Source organism: Streptomyces sp. NPDC026062 (assembly GCF_055568375.1).
This window is the reverse complement of sequence record NZ_JBVHOQ010000005.1, coordinates 218,444-240,227: the sequence shown is the minus strand read 5'-3', so window position 1 is coordinate 240,227 and position 21,784 is coordinate 218,444. Positions and strand designations below refer to the sequence as shown.

Below are 21,784 nucleotides of genomic sequence, written 5' to 3'. Positions count from 1 at the left end.
GGTGACCATGAGCGACGTCCCGCCGTCCTCATCGACGACCGGCCCGACCGACGAAGAGATCGCCGCGCTCGACGCGCACTGGCGGGCCGCCAACTACCTGGCCGTCGGCCAGATCTATCTGATGGCCAATCCACTGCTGACCCGCCCCCTGGTCCCCGAGGACATCAAACCCCGGCTCCTCGGTCACTGGGGCACCTCACCGGGGCTCAACCTCGTGTACACCCACCTCAACCGCGTCATCGCCTCGCGCGGCACCGACGCGCTGTGCGTCTGGGGTCCCGGGCACGGCGGCCCCGCCGTCCTCGCCAACGCGTGGCTGGAGGGCAGTTACTCGCAGATGTACCCCGACGTCAGCAGGGACGAGGCGGGCATGGAGCTGCTGTTCAGGCAGTTCTCCTTCCCCGGCGGGGTGCCCAGCCACGTCGCGCCGGAGACCCCCGGATCCATCCACGAGGGCGGCGAACTCGGCTACGCCCTCGCCCATGCCTACGGTGCCGCACTCGACCACCCGGACCTGCTGGTCACCTGCGTCATCGGCGACGGCGAGGCGGAGACCGGACCGCTCGCCGGCTCCTGGCACGCCAACAAGTTCCTCGATCCCGTCCACGACGGGGCCGTCCTTCCGGTCCTCCACCTCAACGGCTACAAGATCGCCAACCCGACCGTGCTCGCCCGCCTCCCGGAGACGGAACTCGACGCCCTGCTGCGGGGGTACGGACATGATCCGCTGTACGTGGCGGGGGACGACCCCCTCACCGTGCACCGGGCGATGGCCGCCGCGATGGACAGCGCCGTCGACCGGATCCGCGAGCTCCAGGACGCCGCCAGGGCCGGCGGCGACACCGGGCGCCCGCACTGGCCGATGATCGTGCTCCGTACCCCGAAGGGCTGGACCGGACCCGACGAGGTCGACGGAGTGCCCGTCGAGGGCACCTGGCGTGCCCACCAGGTACCGCTGCCCGGGGTCCGCGACAATCCCGGGCACCTGCGGCAGCTGGAGCGGTGGCTGCGCTCCTACCGGCCGGAAGAGCTCTTCGACGCCGGCGGACGTCCCACGGCCCAGGTCCTCGCATGTGTGCCCGAGGGAGCGGCACGCCTCGGCGCCACTCCGTACGCCAACGGCGGTCTGCTCCTGCGCGACCTGCCGGTGCCGCCCCTCGACGAGCACGCCGTCCAGGTGGACAGGCCCGGAACCGTTCTCCATGAACCGACCAGGGTCCTCGGCGGGCTGCTGGAGGCCGTCATGAAAGCCACCGCCGACCGGCGGGACTTCCGGGTCGTCGGCCCCGACGAGACGGCGTCGAACCGCCTCGACGCCCTCTACGGAGCCACCGGAAAGGCCTGGCAGGCCGGCACACTCCCGACCGACGAGCACCTGGCCCGTGACGGCCGTGTCATGGAAGTCCTCTCGGAGCACCTCTGCCAGGGCTGGCTCGAGGGCTATCTGCTCACCGGCCGACACGGACTCTTCTCCTGCTACGAGGCGTTCGCCCACATCGTCGACTCGATGGTCAACCAGCACATCAAGTGGCTGCGGACCTCCAGGCGGCTGCCCTGGCGCCGCCCCATCGCCTCCCTCAACTACCTGCTCACCTCCCACGTCTGGCGCCAGGACCACAACGGCTTCTCGCACCAGGACCCGGGCTTCGTCGACCACATCCTGAACAAGAGCCCCGAGGTCGTCCGTGTCTATCTGCCCCCGGACGCGAACACCCTGCTCTCCGTGGCCGACCACGCGCTGCGCAGCCGGGACTACGTGAACGTGATCGTGGCCGGCAAGCAGCCCGGCTTCGACTGGCTCACGCTCGACCGGGCCCGTGCCCACTGCGCACGCGGTGCGGGCGTCTGGGAGTGGGCGGGTACCGAGGACGGCAGCCGCGAACCCGATGTCGTGCTCGCCTGCGCAGGGGATGTGCCCACCCTGGAGACCCTGGCGGCCGCCGGTCTGCTGCGGCGTCATCTGCCGGAACTGTCGGTGCGGGTGGTGAACGTGGTCGACATGGCCCGGCTCATGCCCCACGCCGAGCATCCGCACGGGATGCCGGACTCCGAGTACGACGCCCTCTTCACCCGCGACAAGCCGGTGATCTTCGCCTACCACGGCTATCCCTGGCTGATCCACCGGCTGGCCTACCGCCGTGCCGGACACGCCCAGCTGCACGTCAGGGGATACAAGGAGGAAGGCACGACCACCACGCCCTTCGACATGGTGGTCCGCAACGACCTCGACCGCTACCGCCTCGTCATGGACGTCATCGACCGCGTCCCGGGCCTGGGGGTCCGTGCGGTGGCGGTGCGCCAGGAGATGGCAGACACCCGTCAGCGCCACCACGACTGGATCCGCGCCCACGGCACGGACCTGCCGGAGGTGGCCGACTGGACCTGGGAGGGGTGAGGCGCGGCGGCGCTGCCGGACAGGCCCGGACGGGGAATCCCGTCCGGGCCTGTCCGGCAGCAGGGCTCAGCGGCCGACCGCGCGGGCCAGCTCGGCCTTCGTCATCGAAGAACGTCCCTTGACGTTCTTGTGCTTCGCCTCTTCGTAGAGCTGGTCACGGGTGGGGCCCCGGGCGCCGCTGTGCGAACGCAGTCCACCGCGCCGCGAGGACGAGATGTCCTCGGTCGACGTACGGCTCGCGGTCCGCGACTCACCGGCACGGGCCCGCTGCTTGTTGACCGTCCGGGCGGCGATCTCCTCGGCCCGGTCCTCGCCGACGCCGCGCTCCTGGGCGCTCTCCTTGATGTGCTCGTACTGCCGTTCCCGCTTCGGATTCGATCCGCGTGGCATGATGCGTTCTCCTCTCGGGGGCTTCGGCCCGGGACTCCTCCAGTGTGACAAAGGAGGCCGGGCCGGAGCCATCCGGTCAGTAGCGCAGCGCCGCCGCGATCCGGCCGTGCTCCTTGAGCGAGTCGTCGGCGACGAAGACCACGTCGGCGCCGCTGTCCAGCGCCGCCTCGACCAGCTCGTCGACGATGTCCTCGCGGACCTTCTCGTCGGCCGGGCCGGGCTCACCGCTCACCGGCACCAGGTGCTCCTGGTCGACCCGGACCGTCTGCTGGAAGTGCTCCTCCACCGCCACCAGGCCGGCGCGGCCCTCCCGTACGGCGGCCCACACCTCGTCGAGGCCGCCGGCGAAGGCACGCCGCCCGCGGGCCTCGTCCAGCTTGCCGTCGATCTCCGCGGCGAACCGCTTCTGCCGGGCCTCCAGCGCGGGCCGCAGTTCGGTCAGCAGACTGCTGGGCGAGGTGTCCGCGGGTGCGCCCTTCGTGACGCGGCCGGCCGCGTCCTTGGCGGCCTCGCCGACCTCGTCGAGCAGGGCGAGCGCGGGGGCGAGGCCGACCAGGTAGAGCGGGCGCGGATCGGTGGCCAGTACACCGCGCAGCTTCTCGTCCACCGTGCGCAGGAACTGCCGGGTCTCCTCGTCGCTGAAGGTGCTCGGGGTGTCGCCGATCCGCTCCTCGCGCTGCGGGTTGGGAGCCTCGCGCGGGGCGGTCAGCGGGAAACCGCCGATGTGCTCCTCGTGCGCCGCGTCCGAGGTGCCGCTGAACAGGGTGGCGTGGTCGGCCGATACGGTGAGCGCCCAGAACGGCCGGGCCTGCGCCTTCGCGGCGACCAGGTTCCGGGTCAGATAGCTGTCGCTGAGCACCACCCGTTCGGGTGCGGTGCGAGGAAGCTGCCAGATCTGGTACTCGTCCGCTGTCGCGAGGAGCACCAGGGAGTCCAGCGCGCGGCGCGGATCGATCTCGTCGACCGCCCGGTCGAGCTGCTTCCTGATCTCGGCGCCCACCTCGCGGGTGACCCCGGGATCGGCGTCGAGCCGGTTGCCGGCCTCGGCCACCAGGTTGCGCAGCCGCACGGCGTCCTGGGCATTGTCCGGTGCGCGGCGGTGGGTCGGCATGGTCAGGGACAGAGCCGGATAGGGCTTGGCCGCGCGGAGCTCTTGCAGCAGAGCGGCGGTCAGGGCGTCCGTATCCATCAGTTCCCTCCCGGGGACTTGTGCGCACTGCGGTGCGAAGCGGGTGATTCGTCGAGTCAATTCATACCTTTTGATACTAATATGGGCGAGTTGGTCATTCCGGGTACGGGAGGTATGCGCGATGTCCACGCTCACCGTGTGGAAATGCCGGTCGGCCGAAGGCCCGGAGGACGTGCCGGCCGAAGGTGCGGAGGGCGTGGAGACGGCATCTTCGGCGAGGACGCGGCATGACCACCGGGGAGCCGGCGCCCCGGCCGGTTTCCACCTCGCCCGCCCCACTTCCCTTCGTACGTCCGAGCAGACGGAGCGTCCGTGAACCAGACCAGCCCCGTGCGGCGCGCCCTCGGCGCCCGCGCAGCCCGCAGCCTGACCCCCGCCGTGCTCGCCGCGGTGATCATCGTCGGCACCGCCGCCTGTGACAGCTCCGACAGCTCGTCGCAGGGCACGGCCCGAAGCACCCGTACGGTGTCCGCGGAGCCGGCGTCCCCTTCGGCCACCGAGAGCCCGCGCACCCAGGAGGACTTCGCGGCTTCGGTCTCCGCCGATGTGGAACGTAACCGGCAGAAGGCCGTCGCGGCACTGAAGGGTGTTGAGGGGAAGGGCGATGCCGTCGAGGACGTCTCCGTCAAGGGGCTCCCCGTCGCGGCGTCGGAGAAGTTCCGCAGCGCCCTCGTGCAGGTGACCAACCGCAGTGGCGAGGCCGCCTTCTACGCGGTGCGGGTGGAGTTCGTGGACGCCTCCGGCACGGTGCTCGACTCCGTGGTGCTCGGCTTCGCGGACGTTCCGCCGAACCGGACGGTCAGCCAGCACGCCAACAGCCGTGAAGCCGCGGGCGTCAAGTCGTTCCCCCGGATCGCCCAGGCCGAGCGCGGCTGACGGGCGGGAGCGCGGTGCGCGTCGCCACCGGTGCGGTCACGGACGCGCTGCGAGAGCTGCACGCCAGGTATGCCGCTGTCGACGAGGGGGAACTGGCGGACTACATCCCGCAGTTGTCGCTCGCCGACCCGGGCGCCTTCGGGCTGGCCCTGATCAGCATGGACGGCCACCGGTACAGCACGGGCGACGCCGAGGTGCCGTTCACCGTCCAGTCCGTGTCGAAGCCGTTCGTCTATGCCCTGGCCCTGTCCCTTCTCGGCCTCGACGAGGTGTCCCGCTGGGTGAACGCCGAGCCCAGCGGCGAGGCGTTCAACGCCATCAGCCTGGAACGCGGCACCGGACGTCCGGCCAACGCCATGGTCAACGCGGGAGCCATCGTCACCACCGCGCTCATCCCCGACACCCCCGTCGCGCCGAGGTTCGGACGCATCCTCGACTGCCTCGGCCGGTTCGCCGGACGGAGGCTCGATGTGGACGAGGAGGTGTACGCCTCCGAGGCGGCCACCGGCGACCGCAACCGCGCCCTCGCCTACCTCGTCCGGTCCACCGGCCCCCTGCCCATGGACCCGGTGGCGGCGGTGGAGACGTACTTCCGCCAGTGCGCGGTACGCGTCACGGCTCTGGATCTCGCCGCGATGGCGGCGACCCTGGCGCACGGCGGCGTCAATCCGCTCACCGGGGACACGGTGGTCTCGGAGGCCGTCGCCGCCCAGGTGCTCGCCGTGATGGCGACCTGCGGCATGTACGACACTTCCGGCGACTGGCTGCTCAGAGTGGGGCTGCCGGCCAAGAGCGGAGTGTCCGGCGGCCTGATCGCCGCCGGACCCGCACGGTTCGGACTGGCGGCGTACAGCCCGCTGCTCGACGCCACCGGCACCTCCGTGCGGGGACGCCGGGCGATCGGGACGCTCTCGGAGCGGCTCGGCCTGCACCTCATGTACAACCCGGCGCTCGCGGGCTCCACCGTCACGCTGGCCACCACCGCGGACGGCCTGCCCGCCGCGCCGAAGGGGGAACGGGAGCGCGTCCGCCGTGAACGGGTGGCGGTCGCCGCGGCCCAGGGCGCTCTGGACTTCACCGCGGCGGAGCGGGTGCTGTACGCCCTCGACGAGGCGGGGACCGGCCGGACCGGGGCCGTGGTGCTCGATCTGGTGCGGGTGACGGGCATCGACGCCGTGGCCAGAGCGATGCTGCGCAGCGGACTGGCCCGGCTCGCCGGTGTGGGCAGGCACACCGCTGTGGCCGACCCGGACGGCCGCCTCCGGGAGCCGGGCGACGAGGCCTGGATCCCACGCAGTTTCGACTCCCGGGAGGAGGCCGTGGCCTGGTGTGTGGAGACGGCCACCGGCTGAGCCGCCGCGGAGCCCGTCCGTCCGGACGGACGCCGCCCTGCGCGTCCGCCGTCGCCGTTCCCGCGCCGGATCACGGCGCCGCCGCCCGCGAGCGGAGCCGCCACCGGGCCGTACCGGTGCGGCCCCGCCCTCACGACGAGCGAGAGGATCACGCGTCGTCCGTCCATGCCCCGGCGCCGCATCCGCGCGGGCTTCGGATCCTAGGCCGTGTCCCCTGCGCGCCCCGGCTGGGAGGAGGAGCCGGTCACCAGATGGACTCCACCCACTCGGGGTGGTCTATGAACGGGTTCCGGTTGTGCTGGTACTGGTCGAATATGACGTCGTTGCGGCGCTCCTCGAAGCTGTCCGGCGGGTCCTGCTGGCTCCACGTCTTCAGCACGGAGAGCCGGCCGATGTGGGGAGAGGAGCCGTTCGACACGCTGTCGTTGGGTTCGAGGTCGGCGAAGGAGTCGTCGCCCTCGTAGCGCACCGCCATATAGAGGATCATGCGGGCCACGTCGCCCTTGACCTCGTCGCGCGGTTCGAAGGAGTCGCTGTCGGTGTAGTTGCCCGGAGCGTTGCTCAGCTCGGTGCCGCCGTTGTCGAAGTCCTTGTTGCCGCGCGTGGAGTTGACCTGGACGTCCTCCGGGCGCAGGTGGTGGATGTCCGTACCGGGGCCGGTGGCGGTGCCGAAGTCGCCGTGGGACTTGGCCCAGACGTGCTCCCGGTTCCACTGGCCGACGCTGCCGCCGTTGTTGCTCTTGGGCTCGGAGGCTCCGGTGTACAGGAGGATCACGTTCGAGGAGTTGGCCGGGTCCTCGTCGGTGTCCTTGAGTGCGTCCCAGACCTGGCTGTAGCTGATCTTGGTCTGGTCGCTGATGATCGTGTGCAGCGCGCTCTTGAGCGCGGTTCCCGACTTCCCGAGCGCGTCCTGGTAGTACGTGTCGTCCAGGGTGCTGAGCGGGGTGGCGGACGGGGCAGGGGCCGGCGGTGTCGCGGCGGGCGCGGCGGCCGCGGTGCCCGCGAGCACCGCGAAGGCTGCGAGCGTGGCCAGCAGCGGGCGCCGGTGGGACAGGTGACGACGGGACATGTGGGGTGTCCTCTCCGGAAATACGGGCACCGGGGCGCCGTCACAGGGTGGTGGACGGTGCCGCGGTGGTCGTGTTACTAGGTGGTCAGCGGGAGCCTTCCATACGCACCGTGACCCAGGTGTGAACGCTGCGTACCTATCATGTGCAGGTCAAGTGAGGGTCGGGGGCGGGCCCTCGCCGCCTCGGATGCGTCCCCGCCGGAGCGGGGTGAGAATGGCCGCAAGGACGAGGAGGCGGCATGAGCGACGAGCCCGAATCCGTATCCGTACGGGGCGTGACCCCCGACAGTCTTCTGCACACCGGTGCCAGCGAAAACCCATCGGCGGAGGATGTGGTGCTCGCCTCCGGGCGTGACCTGACACCCCGGAATCTCGAGTGGGCCGAGCGCAGGCTTGCCAGGGAGGGCCGGGCGGCCATCGACAAGCTGCTGCCGTAGTCACGCGGCCGGGCGGCTGCCCCGGCCGCCGGTGGACGCCGGTGGTGCGGGGGCGCCCGGCCGCGGTGGCTGTGGTGGTGGGGCGCGCAGCGGTGGTGCGGCTCGTGGCACGGGATGTGGCTCGTGGTGCGGGTGCGCGGCGTCCGTCGGTGGTGCGGGCGTGCGGCGCTGCTCGGATAGCCTGAACGCAATATGAACCGTTTGACGACGTCAGGGGCTGGTTACGACCTCGCCCGATTCCCCGAGAACCCCCGCGACCCGTTCCAGGCCTGGGACGCGGCCGATGAGTACCTGCTCCGCTACCTGGAGGGGATCGACGAGGCCGAACCGGTCGCACTCTCCGGACGCCTCGTGATCGTCGGTGACCGCTGGGGCGCGCTGAGTACGGTGCTGGCCGCGCATCGCCCCGTACAGATCACCGACTCCTACCTCGCGCAGCGCGCGACGGAGGCGAACCTGGAGCGCAACGGTGCCGACACGGGTGCCGTGCGCCTGCTGTCCGCCCGGCAGACGCCGCCGGACCGTATCGACGTCCTGCTCGTCCGGGTGCCCAAGAGCCTCGCGCTCCTGGAGGACCAGCTGCACCGGCTCGCCCCCGCCGTCCACGCGGGAACGGTCGTCATCGGCACCGGGATGGTGAAGGAGATCCACACCTCCACCCTCAAGCTTTTCGAGCGGATCATCGGCCCCACCCGCACCTCGCTCGCGGTCAAGAAGGCCCGCCTCGTCCACTGCACCCCCGACCCCTCCCTGGTGCGTACCCCCAGCCCCTGGCCGTACCGCTACGAGCTGCCCGGCGACACCGGGACCGTCGCCGGCCGCACCGTGGTCAACCACGCCGGGATCTTCTGCGCGGAGCGGCTCGACATCGGCACCCGCTTCTTCCTGAAGCACCTGCCGGCACGCACCGGCCCCGACCGGGTCGTCGACCTCGGCTGCGGGAACGGAGTCGTCGGCCTCGCCGCCGCACTCGCCAACCCCGAGGCCGAGCTCACGTTCATCGACGAGTCCTACCAGGCCGTCGCCTCGGCCGAGGAAACCTTCCGGGCCAACACCGGCGCGGACGCCGATGCCCGCTTCGTCGTCGCCGACGGGCTGGCCGGCGCCGAGCCCGCCGGTGCGGACCTCGTCCTGTGCAACCCGCCGTTCCACTCGCACCAGGCCACCACGGACGCGACCGCCCGGAACATGTTCCACGGCGCGCGCGCCGCGCTGCGCCAGGGCGGCGAACTATGGGTGGTGGGCAACCGGCACCTCGGCTACCACACCCAGCTGCGCCGGATCTTCGGCAACTGCACCACAGTGGCGGGCGACCCCAAATTCGTCGTACTGCGCGCCGTCAAACGCTGAGGGGTGCGCCCGGGTGTCCGCGCCCCTTCCGGATTCTTGCAACGCGTTCTACTGTGTGCGCCGCCGTACACGGGCGACGCGAAGCGAGACTCCTGGAGGGGCCGTGCACCTCGAATACACGCCTGAACAGCAGCAGTTGCGTGCCGAACTGCATACGTACTTCGCTGCCCTGGTGCCCGACAACGCCTATGCCCGCTACGCCGACCCCGCCGCCCAGAAGCGCTTCTACCGGGAGACGATCAGACGCCTTGGCGCCGACGGCTGGCTCGGCGTGGGCTGGCCCACGGAGTACGGCGGACGCGGGCTCTCGCCCATGGAACAGTTCATCTTCTTCGACGAGGCGGCGCAGGCGGGTGTCCCGCTGCCGCTGATGGCCCTCAACACCGTCGGCCCGACGATCATGCAGTTCGGCACCGACGAACAGAAGGCCTACTTCCTGCCCAAGGTCCTCGCCGGTGAGATCGACTTCGCGATCGGCTACAGCGAACCCGACGCGGGCACCGACCTCGCCGCCCTCAAGACCCGGGCGGTGCGCGACGGCGACACCTACGTCGTCAACGGGCAGAAGATCTGGACGACCAACGGCGACACCGCGGACTGGGTCTGGCTCGCCGCCCGCACCGATCCGGACGCCCCGCCCCACAAGGGCATCACCATGCTCCTCGTACCGACGTCCGACCCCGGCTACTCCTGCACCCTGATCAACACCCTGGCCTCGCACGACACCACCGCCAGCTACTACGAGAACATCCGCGTCCCCGTCTCCCACCGGGTCGGCGAGGAGAACAAGGGCTGGCGGCTCATCACCAACCAGCTCAACCACGAACGCGTCACGCTCGCCGCCCACGGCACCATGGCCATCCGCGCCCTGCACAACGTCCGGCGCTGGGCCGCCGACACCCGCCTCGCCGACGGCCGCCGCGTGATCGACCTCGGCTGGGTCCGTGCCCGCCTGGCCCGTACACACGCCCGGCTCGACGCGATGAAACTCCTGAACTGGCAGATGGTGTCAGCGGTCCAGCACGCCACCCTCACCCCGCAGGACGCCTCCGCCGTCAAGGTCTACGGCTCCGAGGCGCGCCGCGACGCCTACGCCTGGCTCATGGAGGTCGTCGGCTCGGCGGGCCCGCTGAAGGAGGGCTCCGCGGGCGCCGTCCTGCACGGCGAACTCGAACGCGGATACCGGTCCGCCGTCATCTTCACCTTCGGCGGTGGCAACAACGAGATCCAGCGGGAGATCATCTCGTGGATCGGGCTCGGGATGCCTCGGGTGCGCCGCTGAGGTTTGTGTGACGAGGCACTTCCGGAGCCATCTCATGTGGTCGGCCTGCGGCAGCGGATGAGGGTGCAGTCGAGGAAGGGGGCGGCTTCGCGTTCGGCACGTCGGTGGAGGCGGCGGCAGCCGGCGAGCCGGGCCGTGGTGCTCAATGTGGACCGAACCCGGCTCGACGGAGCTCGGTGCGGCGAGCCGTGGCGATGAGTTGTGCGACACCCCGTGCGAACTCGTCGACGTCGTGACCGAGGCCGTCGGCTAGGCCTCGTCGGCCGGCATGAGGCCGGCAAGTGGACCGGTCGGGCACTGACTCGCGGCGGCGGCACGCATCAGGTACTCCATGCCGGCCGAAGCGTAGAAGTGACGTGGCCCACAGCGGAACAAACGTGAGAACACGCAAGGGTCCGCGGGTCATACTCGTTGTCATGACACCGACGGCCACATCCGTGGGCGGCTGCTGTTCGCTGCTGCGTGCAGGCCTCAAGTGCCGGGCCGGGATGTCGCGTTCGGCCGACCTCTCGGAGTTCGTCGACTCCGAGGGCGGACCGGCCGAAGGTGCCGTGCTCACCGATGCGGAACTGTGCCGCCAGGAGTGGGGCCGCGTGTTCGCCCGGATCCGCGCCTGCCTCGACCCGTGCCAGCACCCGGATCCGAGCGGGAAGACAACCGGCAGCCCGTTCCTTGCGGGCTCGGGCAGAGGTCTCGCGTTCGCTCGCGGTCTTCTGTCACAGAGTCATGCCTGGGTGGTGTGGCAGGAAGGAGTCCGTCATGAACCTTCGCGCGCTCGCCCGCATGTATGCCGACGGTGAGTTGTCGACGACGGGGGTGCTGGCCGAGCTCGGCAGACGCGTGGACACCCCTCTGTCCGAGGGGCAGCGCGGTCTGTGGGCGCTCGCCAAGATGGAGCCGGAGACGTACGCGTACAACGTTCCCGTGTGCTTTTCGTTCGCGGAGGTGGATACTGCGGCGCTTCAGGCCGCGTTCCGCGACACGCTTTCCCGGCATCCGCTTCTCTCGGCCGCGGTGCGCGAGACGGATGACGGGCCGCGCCTGTCCCACGGGGACGCGGACGGTTTCTCCGTCCAGCACGTGGACATCTCCGATGTGCCGTCCGGCCGGGTGCTGGACTTTCTGAAGGAAAGGGCGAGGCGGCCGTTCGACCTGGCCGGTGATTGCTTGACCAGGCTGGCTGTCCTGCGTCGCTCCGCGTCGGAGGCGTACGTTCTGCTGGTCATCCACCACCTCGTGATCGACGGAGTGTCGGCGCGTCTCGTCGTCGACACACTGTTCCGTTCGTACCGGGCGCGGGCCGAGGGGCGGGACGTGCCGGTCGGTACGGGCTCCGCCTCATTCGGTGAGTTCGTCGCGTGGGAGCGCGACATACTCGCCGGCGAGCGCGCTGAGGAGGACCGCGAGTTCTGGGTGCGGGAGCTCGCCGGTGCGGAGGTCCTCACGGGGCTGCCCTCGCAGGTGGCTCTGCTGCCGGACGCGCCTCATGTGGGCGAGGTGTACACCAGCCGGCTGCGAAAGGAGCAGGCCGCCGCCGTCGCGGACTTCACCGCTTCACACGAGATCAGCCCGGGGATCTTCTTCCTGACGGCCTTCCTGACTCTGCTGCACCGTTACACCGGAAGCGAGGACCTCGTCATCGGGATGCCGGTGGCCGGGCGCCCGACGGAACACTTTGACCCGATCGTCGGCTGCTTCGTCAACACGCTGCCCGTCCGGAGCAGGCCGGACGCCTCCGAGGAGTTCTTGTCGTTCGCCCGGCGCGTGCAGTCCACGGTGCTGGACGTGCTCGAGCACGGGACCTACCCGTTCCACCGGATCGTGGGCGATCTCGGTGCCCGGGGCGTGAATCCGCGGTCGCCTCTCTACCAGATCGTGTACAACTATCAGGATTCCGCCCTCTCCGGATACCTGGGCGAGCGGGCCCGCGCCACCGGCGAGACGGACTTCGAGCTCGTCGATGGGCTGTACCAGCTGGGTGAGTACGACCTCACGGTGGACGTGGTTCCCGGTGACGGGTTCCTGGTGAACTGGAAGTACCACCCCGACGCCTTCTCGGGCGACGCCGTCGCGGGCATGGCAGAACACTTCGCCACCCTGGTGGACAGCATCCTCGACTCGGACGGGCAGTCGCCGACAGGCAGGCTGAACCTCCTCGGCGACGAGGAACAACGCCTCGTCATCGAGGCATGGAACCACACCGAGGCCGACTTCCCCGCGCACCGGACGTGCTGGGACCTCTTCGCGGAGCAGGCAGAGGCGAACCCGGGCGCCCCGGCGGTCACCTGCGGGGACCGGATCCTCACCTATCGCGAACTCGCGGACCACAGCTCGGGTCTTGCACAGTCGCTGACGCGTCAAGGCATCCGCCCCGGGGACGTCGTGGGGGTCTGCTACGAACGGTCACCCGACCTTCTCGTGGCCCTCCTCGCAGTCATGCGGCTCGGCGCGGTGTACCTGCCCCTGGACAGCCGACTGCCGGCCGAACGCCTCTCCTACATGGTCGAGGACAGCGGCGCGCAACTCGTCATCTGTCATGAGGCGGTGATGGAAAGGCTGGCCGCCGTGGGGACGCCGGGGGCGAGACTGTACCCGACGGACCGCCAGGACGATCAGGTCGCCCAGACAGCGGCAGCGGCGGGGGAGGCGACGGCCGACGCGCCGGACTCGCGAGCCTCGACACCTCCAGCCGCCTACATCATCTACACCTCGGGCAGCACGGGGAGGCCCAAGGGCGTCGTGGTTCCGCACACCGCGCTGACCAACTTCCTGCTGGCCATGGCGCACACGCTGGGCGTGGCGTCCCACGATCGGCTGTTGGCCGTCACCACGCACAGTTTCGACATAGCCGCCTTGGAGCTCTACCTCCCCCTGATCACCGGTGGGCAGGTCTGCATCTGTGAATCGGCCACGGCCGCCGATGCCACGTTGCTGGCCGACAAGATCGCCGACTGGCGGCCCACCGTCATGCAGGCGACTCCGGCGACCTGGGCCATGCTGGTGCGCGTCGGGTGGCAGAACACCGAGGGCGTCAAGATGCTGTGCGGCGGCGAGGCGTTACCCGACGGCCTGAAGGACCGGCTCGTGGCGCGCGGCGAGGCCTGGAACCTCTACGGGCCCACGGAGACGACCATCTGGTCAGCGGCCAAGCGGCTGCGTCGTGAGGAACCGGTGACCATCGGCAGACCCATCGCGAACACCCGGCTCTACGTCCTCGACCAGAACATGAGCCCACTGCCCGTCGGCGTCGCCGGCGAGCTTCACATCGCGGGCGACGGGGTCGCCCTGGGCTACCACCGGAAGCCGGAGCTGACGGCCGAACGCTTCCTGGACAACCCGTTCGCGCCCGGACGGCTGTACCGGACCGGGGACCGCGCACGCCGACTGCCGAACGGCGAGATCGTCGTCCTGGGCAGGATGGACAACCAGGTCAAACTGCGCGGCCACCGCATCGAACCCGGTGAGATCGAGGCAGTGCTCGATGCCCACCCGGAGGTCGGCCGAAGCGTCGTCCTGCTTGAGCATGCCGGACTGTCGGACAGGCTCACCGCCTACTACACCCGGAACGGGGACGCGCCGGCCGACGCCGCGATGCTGCGCGCGGAACTCGCCAAGACCCTCCCCGCCTACATGCTGCCCGCCGCATTCGTGGCCCTGGACGCCTTTCCGCTCACGGCGCACGGCAAGGTCGACCGGGCGAAGCTGGCCGAGGCCGCCCGGACGGTGCCGCTCCCGGCCGCCGACAGTCCGGTGGCCGCGCCCGACATCGAGCGGACCGTGCGCGGGATTTTCGAAGAGGTGCTCGGCTCGCGTGAAATCGATCGTGCCGCGGGCTTCTTCGACATCGGCGGAGACTCGTTCGCGGCCATCGAAGCGGTGGAGCGGATCAACCGCGAGTTCGGCTGCTCGTTGAGACCCGCCGGCATGTTCGCGCACCCGTCCGTCGCGACGATGGCCCGGCACCTGACGGGGCTGCTGCCTGCCGGGCAGGCACCTGCGGCGCAGCCGGTCGAGCCGGTGCAGCACCCTGCTCCGAGCCGTGCCGCTTCGGCGGCCGACGACGCCCCGCCCGATGACTCGATCGCGGTGATCGGCATCTCCTGCCGGTTCCCGGGAGCCATGGACCACCGCGCGTTCTGGTCGGCGCTCATGGAAGGACGCAGCGGTGGCACGGCATGGTCGCCCGAGGAACTGCGCACGCTCGGAGTGCCGGAGGAACTGATCACTCGGCCCGGATACGTGCCGCAGCGCTCGGTCGTGGACGGCAGGGCGGAGTTCGACGCGGCGTTCTTCGACATCTCGCCCCGCGACGCCGAGTTCATGGACCCACAGGCGCGCCTGCTGTTGCAGCACGCGTGGCAGGCGTTGGAGGACGCCGGTTACCGCCCGGAGGACGTTCCCGGGACCAGCGTCACCACGTCCACGAGCTCGAACTTCTACCAGGCCCTGCTCCCGGCCCTGATGGCGAACGCGTCGGGCCCGCGGGTCCTGGCGAGCTCCGAGACCTACGCCGCGTGGCTGTTCGCCCAGGGCGGCACGGTGCCCACGATGATCTCCACGAAGCTGGGCCTGCGTGGTCCCAGCATGGAGGTGAGCACCAACTGTTCCTCGGCGCTGAGCGCGGTGCACGTCGCCTGTCAGGGACTCCTGGCCGGCGATGCCGACCAGGCGATCGTCGGCGCGGCCAGTCTGTTCTCCGCGGGGGAACTGGGATACGTGCACCAGCCGGGCCTGAACTTCTCGAGCGACGGGCGCAGCCGCGCGTTCGCCGACGGCGCCGACGGCATGTCCGGCGGCGAAGGCGTCGGCGTGGTCGTCCTCAAGCGCGCCAGTGACGCGATCGCCGCCGGCGATCACATCTACTGCCTGATCCGCGGCGTCGCGGTGAACAACGACGGCGGCGACAAGGCAGGGTTCTACGCGCCCGGTGTGCGCGGCCAGACCGAGGTGATCCGCAAGGCACTGGACAAGGCGGGCACGGACCCGTCGACGATCAGCTACGTCGAGGCGCACGGCACCGGCACGAGGCTCGGCGATCCCATCGAGGTCGCGGCTCTGACCGAGGCGTACCGCCCCTACACGGCACGCACCCAGTACTGCGGCATCGGCTCGGTGAAGAGCAACATCGGCCACCTGGACGCGGCCGCGGGGATCGCCGGCCTCATCAAGGTGGCCCTGGCCCTGCAGCACGGAGAGGTTCCGCGGACCCTTCACTGCGACGCGCCGAGCTCGGAGATCGACTGGGACGAGTCGCCGTTCTTCGTCGCCGACCGGAATCTGCCGCTGGACGGCGACGGGCCCGCACGGGCGGGACTGAGCTCCTTCGGGATCGGCGGCACCAACGTGCACGCGGTACTGGAACAGGCGCCGGCCGGAGCGCGGGACGCCGGACGCCCCGGTCCTCAAGCGGTGGTCCTCTCGGCCCGGGACGGGGAGCGGCTCGGCGTCCTCGCGCGGCAGCTTCTGGAGTTCCTGCCGGGCTACCGCGACGCGCACGGCGATCTGGTGTCGCTCGCGTACACGCTGCAGGTCGGGCGCCGGGCGATGGCCGAACGAGTGGTCTTCGTCGTGAACGACGTCGACGAGCTGATCGCAATCCTTCAGGACTACGTCGAGCGCGGGGCGCGCGGAACCGTGTTCGAAGGTACGGCCCGACGGCCCGAGGACACGCTGCTCGGCCTCTTCGACCACTCCGGTGAGCTGCGAGACCTGGCCACCCGGTGGCTCGGACAAGGGGAGTGGGACAAGATCGCGCCCCTGTGGGTCAATGGCATCGACGTCGAGTGGCGCACCTACCACGGTGCGAATCCGCCGGTGCGGGTGAGCCTGCCGACGTATCCGTTCGCTGCGAAGCGGTACTGGCCGGCTGCCGAGGCGGTGCCGGTTCCCCGGGCCCCTGCCCCGCTCGACGCGGCATCGCTGCTCGTGGCCGCGGCCGGGCCCGAGAGCGTCGAGAGGTTCCTGTCCGGTCGCACGTCCGCCACGGACGAGATGGACAGCCTCTCGCGCCCGCTCGTGCTCGCACAGCTCGTGGCGGCGGGACTCTTCGACGAGCCCGTTCGCCTCGACCTGATCGGGCAGAGGATCACGCCGTCCTTCGCCCAGTGGCTCGGCCATACGGTGACCGTGCTGCTGAGCCACGGAGAGCTCGTGCGTGAGGGCGAGTCCGTGGCGCCCAGGGAGAATGCGACAGGCCTCGAACAGGCGTGGCGCACCTGGCGGGCGTGGAAGGACGTCCATGCCGAGGATCCGGAGCTGGCGGCCAAGATCGGCCTGACCGAGCGCATGATCGAGGCCCTTCCCGCGATCCTGTCCGGGCGGACGAAGGCCACGGCGGTCATGTTCCCGGGCGGCTCGTTCGAGCTGGTCGAACCGGCGTACCGGGGGAACGCGACGGCCGACTACTTCAACGACGTGACGGCCGGCGCGGTGCGCGCGGAGGCGGACGCCCGCCGCGACGGGATCCGGCTCCTGGAGATCGGAGCGGGCACCGGCAGCACCAGCGAGCGTGTTTTTGCCCAGCTGAAGGGCCTGGGCATCGCCGAGTACCGCTATACGGACGTTTCGAAGGCGTTCCTGCTCGACGCGGAGCGGCGGTTCGCCGGCCACGTGCCGTACGTGTCCTTCTCGGCCTTCGACGTGGAGCGGGAGCCCGGCGCACAGGGACTTGCCGAGGGCGACTACGACATCGTCATCGCCAACAACGTCCTGCACGCCACCAAGGACATCGTGCGGACAGTGCGTCATGCCAGGGCACTGCTGCGGCCCGGCGGAGTCCTCGTACTCAACGAGCTCGCCCGGAACGACTGGTGGTCGCACCTGACGTTCGGGCTCCTCGACGGGTGGTGGCGGTTCACGGACGGAAGGCGTATCCGGGGCGGACCGGCGCTGTCCTCGAACGCGTGGCGCGAAGTGCTGCGGGAGTGTGGGTTCGACACGGTCGAACTGCTGGCGGAGCCCGCCCGTGACCTGGGCCAGCAGGTACTGCTGGCGCGCGCCGGGTCGCCCGCCCCGCACCGGGATCCGCGGCCTGTCGCGCCCGGTTCGCTCAAGCAGTACGTCCGCGCGACCGTCGAGCGGGTCCTCGCCGAAACGCTGAAGCTGACCGCGGATGAGCTCACGGCAGACAGACCGTTCGCCGACTACGGACTGGACTCGCTCACCGGCGTCTCCCTGGTGCACCGGCTCAACGAGTCGCTGAGCACCGACCTCGATCCGAGTGTGCTGTTCGAGAACCCGTCGATCAGGCGGCTGACGCGTTTCATCGTCGACGAGGAAGGCGCCGCCATCGTGGCCGCGGTGCCCGAGCCTGCCGCGGGGCCCGAGCCGTTGGCGGTTTCCGGGTGGTCCGCGGTATCCGAGCCGTCGGTGGTGGCCGTGCCCGGGCCGGCCGCGGTGCCCGAGCCGTCGGTGGTGGCCGTGCCCGGGCCGGCCGCGGTATCCGAGCCGTCGGGCGGTGGCCGGGAGCCCGTCGCGATCGTCGGCATGAGCGGCCGGTTCCCGGGCGCCCAGGATGCCGACGCGTTCTGGGACCTGCTGGCCTCCGGCCGGGACGCTGTCTCGAAGGTGTCGCGCTGGGACCTCGCGTCGCTGGGCAGCGTGTGCCTCGACGGCGGTCTTCTGGACGGCGTCGACGAGTTCGACCCGCTCTTCTTCGGGATCTCCGGTGCGGAGGCCGTCTACATGGAGCCGCAGCAGCGGCTGTTCCTTCAGGAAGCGTGGCGGGCGCTCGAGGACGCGGGCCACGCGGGCGAGTCGCTCGATCGCGACCGGTGCGGTATCTACGTGGGCTGCGCTGCGGGAGACTACCTGGACATGACAGGGCCGTCCGACTACCCGGGCCAGGCGCTGTGGGGCAACATGAACTCGCTCGTGCCGTCCCGCATCGCTTACTACCTGGACCTGCACGGGCCGGCCATGGCGGTCGACACCGCATGCTCCAGCTCGCTGGTCTCCCTCTATCTGGCGTGTCAGGCGCTGTGGGCGGGGGAGGTCACCACGGCGATCGCGGGCGGGGTCTACGTCCAGAACTCGCCGCGGCTGTATCTGGCGGCGTCGCGGGCCGGGATGCTCTCCCCGACTGGCCGGTGCCGTGCGTTCGACCAGGCGGCCGACGGATTCGTGCCGGCCGAGGGGGTCGGTGCGCTGATCCTCAAACGGCTCTCGGACGCCGAGGCGGACGGCGACCACATCCACGGCGTGATCCGTGGAATCGGGATCAACCACAACGGCACGACGAACGGGATCGCCGCGCCGAACGGGACCTCGCAGGAACGGCTGATCCGCCAGATCTACCAGGACTTCGACATCGACCCCGCGGGGATCGGGCTGGTCGAGGCGCACGGCACCGGAACCAAGCTCGGTGATCCGGTGGAATTCCGGGCGCTCGATCGCGCGTTCCGGGGCTTCACGGACGCCGAGCAGTTCTGCTCGCTCGGCTCGGCAAAGGCCTCCATCGGCCACGCGCAGGCCGCGGCCGGCGTGATCGGCGTCATCAAGGCACTGCTGGCCATGAGGCACGAGGTGATCCCCGGCCTGCTCCACCACACCACGACGAACTCCAGTGTCACGTTGGCCGGCAGCCCGTTCTTCGTACACACGGAGCCGAGACGGTGGGCCGTGCCCGAAGGCGGCAAGCGGCGCGCCGCGGTCACATCGCTCGGCGCGAGCGGAACCAACGCCCACGCTGTCATCGAGCAGCCGTCGAAGCCGCCCGCGCCACCGCGGAGCAGGCAGGACGGGGCCCGGTTGATCGTGCTGTCGGCGGCGACGGAGCACGCCCTGCGCGAACAGGTGGCCCGGCTCGCGCGCCACTGCCGCGAGCACCCGGACCTCGATACCGGCGACGTGAGCCACACACTCCTGCTCGGCCGCAGGCACCTGCGGCATCGATGGGTGAGTGTGGTCCGGGACATGGCGGAACTGGAGAGCCGGTGCACCAACTGGCTCTCCGGGCAGGACATGCCGGCGCGGAGCGCGGACCCCGTGCTGCAGGTACTCGCCCAACAGTTCCTCGACGGTGAGGCACCGGATTTCGCCGAACTGTTCCGCGACAGCCGCTACCGCCGCGTTCCGCTGCCCGGCTACCCCTTCGAGGGGGAACGCTATGCGCTGCCGATCCCCCCGGCGGCGGACGACGGGCCGCGCCGCGATGAGGGAGTCCTCACCGGTGACGAGTTCTACCTGCGTGAACATCAGGTGCGGGGAACCGGGATCGCTCCGGGGGCCATGTATCTGAAGTGGGCCGCAGCAGCGGCGAGACGGACCGCGAGCGACGCGGTTCGCTTGCGCGACGTCGTCTTCCTGCGACCCCTTTCGGTGTCGGGGGCGCCGCGCGCAGTGCGCGTGGCTCTTCGCGCGGACGGCGACGTCACCCGGTTCACGGTGTCCTCCACGGAGTCCGCCGGAGACGAGCCCGTTCTCCATTGCCAGGGCGAGGTGTCAGCCGCGGAGCCGACGGCCGCGCAGGCGCTCGATCTGGCCGCGCTGCTCAGGGATTTCCGGTCCACGGCATTCGACCCTCTGCGGTTCTACGCCGAGTGGCGGGATCGTGGCATCGCCTACGGCCCCACGTTCCAGGGCGTCGTGGCGGTGCACCGCGGCGACAACGCGGTGCTCGCCGAACTGCGACTGCCCAGCGCGGCGTCAGGAACCATGGACGGCCTCGTCCCGCACCCGGCGCTGGTGGACTCGGCGATGCAGTGCATGCGATTGCTCGACGGCGACGACCGGGTCGGGCTGGTGTTCACCATCAGGTCGGCCGAATTCCTCGCTCCCGGCGCGACCACCATGTGGGCCCTGATACGCCGTGCCGAGGACGCGCGCGGCGCGGACCGGATCGATATCGACCTCGCGACCGACGACGGCACAGTGTGTCTTCGTCTGGAAGGCATCGCAGGCCGTCGAACCGAGCAGACGCCGGACGAGGCGGATGACGTCGCCACGCTGGTGCCGGTGTGGGATCCCCTTCAGCGGACGGAACCCGCGACGTGGCCGCAGCGGTCCGCATCAGTGGGCATCATCGCGCCCCCGGGGCGGGCGCGGGACGTTCTCCTGGCGCTCCTGCCGGGCGCGCACGTGATCGCGGACCCGTCGCAGAGCAAGGACGACGACCTGGAGAGGTCCGTCCGGTCGGTCCCGGAACTCGACCATCTGATCTGGGTGGCGCCCGGCGCCGTGGACGACCGGTCCGGTGCGAGCGTCGTCGAGAGCCAGTCCAGCGGTTCGCTGCACGCCTTCCGCACGGTGAAGGCACTTCTGGCCGCAGGGTACGGCGATCGCTCACTGGGCCTGACCCTGATCACCGAGCGGGCGCACGCCGTCCATGAGGCCGAGGCCGTCGACCCGGCGCACGCCGGTGTCGCCGGACTGGCGGGGTCGGCTGCGAAGGAGTACCCGGACTGGCGGGTGAGGGTGGCGGATGTCGAGGAGTACGACGCGCCTTCTCTCGCCGCGGTGCTCGACCTGGCCGCGGACCCGGACGGCAACCTGCGTATCCACCGTGACGGCCTTTGGCACGGGCAGCGGCTGATGACCGTTCAGCCGGCCGCGCCGACGTCGTCCCGGCTGCGGGAGGGCGGCACCTACGTCATCATCGGCGGGGCGGGCGCCCTGGGCACGGTCATCAGCGAGTACTTGATCCGCCGGTACCACGCCCAGGTGGTGTGGCTCGGACGCAGGCCGCGGGATGCGCGAGTCGAAGCCGCTGTCGCCCGGGCAACCGGCGCGGGCGGGCCCGCGCCGCTGTACCTGCGGTCCGACGCCACCGACCCCGCGTCCCTGCGTGCGGCGAAGGACGAGATCGTACGACGGTTCGGCGCGGTGCACGGCGTCATCCACTCGGGCCTCGTGTTCTCGGGGGCGAGCCTGGCCCGGATGAGCGAGGCGCAGTTCGAGGACGTGCTGCGCGGCAAGGCCGACGCGAGCGCCCGGTGCATGGAGGTGTTCGGCGGTGACTCGCTCGATTTCGCACTGTTCCTGTCCTCGATCAACTCCTATCTCAAAGCCATCAAGCAGGCGAACTACGCCGCCGCCTGCACGTTCCTCGATTCGTTCGCACCGACCGTGCAACGCCGCTACGGCACTGTCGGCAAGGTGCTGAACCTGGGCTACTGCTTCAACAACGCACCCGTCGAGGGAGAGCGGGGCGCGATGGTCGGAGCGCAGGCGCCGCTCATCCAGCCGGACGAGCTGACGGCGGCGATCGAACGGCTGTGCGCAGCGCCGGTCAGCAGGCTGACGTTGATGAAGTTCAGTCCCGCGCTCAACAACCGGGGCATCGTTCTGGGCGACGACGAAGTCATCCTCCCCACGGCCGTGCCGCCGGACGCTGTGCCCGCCGACGTCCAGGAACCGGCGGCCGCGCCGGACGGCGAACTGGAGCGGATACGTGCCCGCACCGCAGAGCTGACCGCGCTCGCGATCTGATCGCGGCCTTCGAAGGG

The 21,784-nt window shown here is 70.6% G+C and carries 10 protein-coding genes; 7 read left to right on the top strand and 3 right to left on the bottom strand.

Features of this window, described 5'->3' with window-relative positions:
• The first annotated feature begins 7 nt into the window (after positions 1-7).
• Positions 8-2,395 (top strand): phosphoketolase family protein, encoded by a 2,388-nt coding sequence (locus ACZ4LX_RS06660; protein WP_467638832.1) that lies wholly within the window; start codon positions 8-10, stop codon positions 2,393-2,395.
• A gap of 66 nt (positions 2,396-2,461) precedes the next feature.
• On the opposite strand, the gene ACZ4LX_RS06655 is transcribed toward ACZ4LX_RS06660, so the two are convergent.
• Both ACZ4LX_RS06655 and ACZ4LX_RS06650 read right to left on the bottom strand, forming a co-directional pair.
• Complete coding sequence (locus ACZ4LX_RS06655) at positions 2,462-2,785, bottom strand: plasmid stabilization protein (RefSeq protein WP_467638835.1); 324 nt, start codon at positions 2,783-2,785, stop codon at positions 2,462-2,464.
• Between the two features lie 76 nt (positions 2,786-2,861).
• Complete coding sequence (locus tag ACZ4LX_RS06650) at positions 2,862-3,974, bottom strand: baeRF3 domain-containing protein (RefSeq protein ID WP_467638837.1); 1,113 nt, start codon at positions 3,972-3,974, stop codon at positions 2,862-2,864.
• A 312-nt stretch (positions 3,975-4,286) separates the two neighbouring features.
• Here ACZ4LX_RS06650 and ACZ4LX_RS06645 point away from each other — a divergent pair, with 312 nt between their 5' ends.
• Both ACZ4LX_RS06645 and glsA read left to right on the top strand, forming a co-directional pair.
• Positions 4,287-4,850 carry a hypothetical protein gene (locus ACZ4LX_RS06645; RefSeq protein ID WP_467638840.1) on the top strand — a complete coding sequence of 188 codons (564 nt, stop codon included), beginning with the start codon at positions 4,287-4,289 and terminating at the stop codon, positions 4,848-4,850.
• 14 nt (positions 4,851-4,864) lie between these two features.
• Positions 4,865-6,202, top strand: a complete 1,338-nt coding sequence (gene glsA, locus ACZ4LX_RS06640; protein WP_467638843.1) for a glutaminase A — start codon at positions 4,865-4,867, stop codon at positions 6,200-6,202.
• Positions 6,203-6,446: 244 nt separating this feature from the next.
• Here the strand turns inward: glsA and ACZ4LX_RS06635 are convergent, their stop codons facing one another.
• Positions 6,447-7,271: an endonuclease I family protein gene (locus ACZ4LX_RS06635; RefSeq protein ID WP_467638847.1), complete on the bottom strand. Its 825-nt coding sequence runs from the start codon at positions 7,269-7,271 to the stop codon at positions 6,447-6,449.
• A 239-nt stretch (positions 7,272-7,510) separates the two neighbouring features.
• Between ACZ4LX_RS06635 and ACZ4LX_RS06630 the strand changes: the two genes are divergently transcribed.
• From ACZ4LX_RS06630 to ACZ4LX_RS06615, 4 genes are all read left to right on the top strand, one after another.
• Positions 7,511-7,708: a hypothetical protein gene (locus ACZ4LX_RS06630; protein ID WP_467638850.1), complete on the top strand. Its 198-nt coding sequence runs from the start codon at positions 7,511-7,513 to the stop codon at positions 7,706-7,708.
• 192 nt (positions 7,709-7,900) lie between these two features.
• The gene (locus ACZ4LX_RS06625) at positions 7,901-9,058 is read left to right on the top strand and encodes a methyltransferase (protein WP_467638853.1); all 1,158 of its coding nucleotides are present in this window, start codon (positions 7,901-7,903) and stop codon (positions 9,056-9,058) included.
• 103 nt (positions 9,059-9,161) lie between these two features.
• Positions 9,162-10,340: an acyl-CoA dehydrogenase family protein gene (locus tag ACZ4LX_RS06620; RefSeq protein WP_467638856.1), complete on the top strand. Its 1,179-nt coding sequence runs from the start codon at positions 9,162-9,164 to the stop codon at positions 10,338-10,340.
• Positions 10,341-11,099: 759 nt separating this feature from the next.
• Positions 11,100-21,767, top strand: coding sequence for an amino acid adenylation domain-containing protein (locus ACZ4LX_RS06615; RefSeq protein ID WP_467638859.1), 10,668 nt, complete (start codon positions 11,100-11,102; stop codon positions 21,765-21,767).
• The last annotated feature ends 17 nt before the right edge of the window (positions 21,768-21,784 follow it).

What these genes read in the sequence shown, in the direction of transcription:
- ACZ4LX_RS06660 (WP_467638832.1), top strand. Translation starts at nt 8, where the DNA reads ATGAGCGACGTCCCGCCGTCCTCATCGACGACCGGCCCGACCGACGAA.
- ACZ4LX_RS06650 (WP_467638837.1), bottom strand. Translation starts at nt 3,974, where the DNA reads ATGGATACGGACGCCCTGACCGCCGCTCTGCTGCAAGAGCTCCGCGCG.
- ACZ4LX_RS06630 (WP_467638850.1), top strand. Translation starts at nt 7,511, where the DNA reads ATGAGCGACGAGCCCGAATCCGTATCCGTACGGGGCGTGACCCCCGAC.
- ACZ4LX_RS06615 (WP_467638859.1), top strand. Translation starts at nt 11,100, where the DNA reads ATGAACCTTCGCGCGCTCGCCCGCATGTATGCCGACGGTGAGTTGTCG.
- ACZ4LX_RS06635 (WP_467638847.1), bottom strand. Translation starts at nt 7,271, where the DNA reads ATGTCCCGTCGTCACCTGTCCCACCGGCGCCCGCTGCTGGCCACGCTC.
- ACZ4LX_RS06655 (WP_467638835.1), bottom strand. Translation starts at nt 2,785, where the DNA reads ATGCCACGCGGATCGAATCCGAAGCGGGAACGGCAGTACGAGCACATC.
- ACZ4LX_RS06625 (WP_467638853.1), top strand. Translation starts at nt 7,901, where the DNA reads ATGAACCGTTTGACGACGTCAGGGGCTGGTTACGACCTCGCCCGATTC.